The sequence below is a fragment of the Moorena sp. SIO2C4 genome (genome assembly GCF_010672485.1).
Taxonomy (GTDB): Bacteria; Cyanobacteriota; Cyanobacteriia; order Cyanobacteriales; family Coleofasciculaceae; genus Moorena; species Moorena producens.
On sequence record NZ_JAAHGN010000718.1, the window covers coordinates 1 to 3,946 of the forward strand.

At 43.3% G+C, this 3,946-nt stretch carries 2 protein-coding genes; one reads left to right on the plus strand and one right to left on the minus strand.

Annotated features, from left to right (window positions below; all coding sequences use genetic code 11):
* Window positions 1–132 precede the first annotated feature (132 nt).
* Window positions 133–2,865 carry a CHAT domain-containing protein gene (locus F6K20_RS27785; protein WP_287296831.1) on the plus strand — a complete coding sequence of 911 codons (2,733 nt, stop codon included), beginning with the start codon at window positions 133–135 and terminating at the stop codon, window positions 2,863–2,865.
* A 112-nt stretch (window positions 2,866–2,977) separates the two neighbouring features.
* On the opposite strand, the gene F6K20_RS27790 is transcribed toward F6K20_RS27785, so the two are convergent.
* On the minus strand, window positions 2,978–3,946 hold a 969-nt coding region (locus tag F6K20_RS27790; protein ID WP_287296833.1), incomplete at its 5' end, for a CHAT domain-containing protein.

The following is a 3,946-nucleotide window of genomic DNA, read 5'->3' on the forward strand; positions in this document are numbered from 1 at the left end:
GCGAGAGTAAATCGAAAATCCTTAGGGTTGAGGATAAGGCGGTGGATAAGGTTACCTCTAATTGCTATATTAACAGCGTTACTGTGCAATTTAGTCCCTCCGGTTTTAGCGACAGTCCCACAAACTTTGAAAGTGGAAAGGTTGAAGGTTGAAGGGTATATTGCTCTTAAAGCTACTAACCTTAAACCTGATCACCTTAAAGCTGCTAATCTTGACCTTTCGGCCACGCTACGGGAAAAACCTGCTAACTTTCAACCTGCTAACTTTGGCCTTTCGGCCACGCTACGCGAACAACCTAAGAACCTTGAACAGGCTAACCTGACAGTTTCCACGTTACTTAAACAGGGGCAAGGTCTCTACGATTCAGGTAGATTTGCCGAAGCAGTAGATGTTTTAGAACAAGCTCTTGAGAGTAATCAAAGTAAGGGAGATCAGCTATCAGAAGCGATGGTGTTGAGTAATCTCTCGTTGGCTTATCAGCAACTGGGGTTATGGACTCAAGCCAAGAATGCGATCGCTAATAGTGAAAAACTATTGCGCTCTATAAAACCGACTGATAATTCTACAGCATACTTACAAGTGATGGCGCAATCCCTAATGATAAAAGGAAGTATTGAGCTTGGTTCATCAGAAGCAAAAGCAGCAATGGAAAGTTGGGAGCAAGCTGCGGTAACTTATGGTGAATTAGGGGATGAAGCTGGTCAGATTCGCAGTCGGATTAATATAGCGCAAGCCCTACAAGACTTAGGAATGTATAAGCGGGCGTTGAATCTACTCAATCAGGTCGAGGAATCGTTAATTGCTCAACCTGACTCTTTGAATAAAGCGATATTGTTGCGATCGCTTGGGAATATGCGTCAATTAGTAGGAGAGCTGAGCCAATCCCGGGAAACCTTAGAAAAAAGCTTAGAGATTGCCCGAAGCTTACCATACTCTCAGGAGATTAGCGCTATATTATTTAGCTTAGGCAATACAGCCCGGGCTCAGCTTAGCTCAGGGGATACAGCCGAGACTCAGCAAGAATTAGAAGAAGCTATTGACTACTATCAACAAGCATTCGATCAGTCTACGGATCAAATAACTAAGCTTGAAGCCCAATTAAATCAACTTAGCTTATTGATTGATAATAAAAGGATAAAGCAAGCCCAAGCACTAATCCCTCAAATCCTGCCCCAACTAGAATCCTTACCTCTGAGCCGCCGCAGTATCTATCTGAGGATTAATTTTGCTCAAAGCCTAATGAAGGATGAACTTAGAAGTATCAAGGATGAAGGAAATTTTGAGATTTCAGCCAAGAGACTTCAGCCTTCGGTTAAGATTGCGGTTGCTCCTTCTTATGAAATTGCTAAAATCCTAGCTACTGGGGCACAACAGGCTAAAGGATTAGGAGATAAGCGAGCTGAAGCTTATGCTATTGGTACTCTAGGTCAACTGTATGAGCAGAATCAGCAGTTGCCAGAGTCTGAAGACCTGACTCAACAAGCCTTAAAGCTAGCTCAGGAAGTCAATGCTCCGGATATTAGCTATCGCTGGCAATGGCAACTGGGACGTATTTCGACAGGGCTTGGAGAAGAGGAAAATGCGATCGCAGCTTACACAGAAGCTGTTAACACCCTCAAGTCTCTACGCAGTGACCTAGTAGCTGTTAACCAACAGGTCAGGTTTACATTTCGAGAGAGTGTAGAGCCAGTTTATCGAGAATTCGTGCAATTACTGCTGCAATCAGACAGGAATGAAGCCAATCCCGACAACTTGGAAAAAGCTCGTGAGATCATTGAGTCACTACAGTTAGCCGAACTAGATAACTATTTTCGCTCAGCCTGCTTAAATGCTACTCCTGTAGTGATTGATCAAGTCATCGACCAAGTTGATACTAAAGCAGCATTAATTTATCCTATCATACTACCAGAAAGCGTGGATATTATTATCCGCTTACCCCAACAACCACTGCGCCACTATAGAACAGAGCTTCCCCAAGACCAAATTGAATCTACTCTGGAAGACCTGCGTCACTTCCTACCCCAGCTTCATCGACGGAAATTTTTCCCAATGTCGCAGCAGGTATACAATTGGATAATCCGACCGATTGAAGAGGATTTAGCTAACTCTCAAGTAGACACCCTAGTATTTGTTCTTGATGGAGCCTTGCGCAATATTCCGATGGCAGCACTTCACGACGGTAAGCAGTATTTAGTCGAGAAGTATAGTATAGCGCTAACCCCTGGACTAGATTTAATGAATCCCCAGCGCTTAGTCAGGGAAGATATCAAAGTCCTAACGGCTGGGTTATCTGAATCCCGTCAGGGATATAATCCTTTGCCATTTGTAGAAGTAGAGCTAGAGAAAATTAAGGCTCAAGTTCCTAGTGAAATCTTACTCAATCAGGACTTTACTGAAACCAACTTTGAAAATTCTGTTGAAGCAGCTCCTTTCCCAGTAGTACACATCGCCTCCCATGGTGAATTTAGCTCTGAAGCTGAGAAGACGTTCATTCTGACCTGGGATAGTAAGATAAATGTTAATGAGTTGAAGGACTTACTGCAAACAACAGACCTACGCCAATCCACTCCGATCGAATTACTGGTGCTGAGTGCATGCCAAACAGCAACTGGGGACAAGAGAGCGGCTCTGGGTATAGCTGGTGTAGCGATAGAAGCAGGAGCACGTAGTACTCTTGCTACTATTTGGCTAGTGGATGATGAAGCCACAGCTGTGTTAATGAATCGATTTTACCAGGAACTTACTGACAAATCAATCTCAAAAGCTGAAGCCCTCAATCGCGCCCAAAAATCAATTTTACAAGACCCAAACTATGAACATCCTTATTACTGGGCTCCTTATATTATGGTAGGGAATTGGTTGTAGTAGCGTTAGCCATCAGCGGTCAGCAGTCAGCAGTCAGTGGTTAGTTGTCAGTGCTCAGCTGATAGCTGATAGCTGATAGATGATGGCTGATGGCTTAAAGAAGAGCAGGGTTTTACCAAGGATTACCAACTACTGTAAAAGCCGCCCAATAATAGGGATGGGATAAATCTTCGTAGTTGAGAGATGCTAATTCTGGAGGCAAGGATACATTTGGTCGATCAGTAACACTAGCCAAACTTACCTTTTGTTTCAACATCCCAATCTGAGCTTGTCGCAAGGCTTCAGCCTTAATTGGTACAGTTTTAAGAGACCGATAAAATTCACTCATCAGCACTAAGGTTCCACCATCGCTGACATACCATAAACTAGCGACTGCTGACTTGACATTGGCGCGAACTGCTAATCCCGCAAAGCCTAGCTCAGCTTCTTTATCCCCGATGGCAGTTTGACAAGCACTCAGCACCAATAATTCTACCGCTGGTGAGTGCCAACGTAATTCAGCGAATGTATATAAAGTCAGTTTACTATTCCAAAACTGAATATAAGACTTGTTTGGTTTTCCCGCCTGGAAGTCTGAATGAGTTGCCAGGTGCAGGATTTGAAAATTCTTATGATATCCCAGTTGCCACTGTAGATTAGTTAGGGTAAAATCTTTATTGAGGAAAGATTTTCCTTGCCAGGGATATTGGGTGATAACAGATAACTCTACCGGCACAGCAGGTAAGGAATTGTGTTCATTAAATTCTGATGCCCCCATAGCCAAAACATCGGAATTTTTCAGATCACTATAAACGGTATCTGTTAATTTGAAGGCCGGAATCAGGGCTAAGCTATACTTTTCGACCAGAAACTCTTGGCCATCATGTAAGGCAGCAAAGGGCAGGTGGCGTAACCCTCCACCTAGGCAAAAAATTAGATTATCGATACCTTGAGTTTTAAGGTATGGTTCCAATGGCTCAATCATCCACTGATAGAGTTGCTGAGCTACTGGTAGATAATCTTTAGTGTGTCTACGAATAGGATGAGTAATAGTTTGGATAAACTCTTGCACTAGGCTCAACAGAGCTTCCTTATTGGCTGC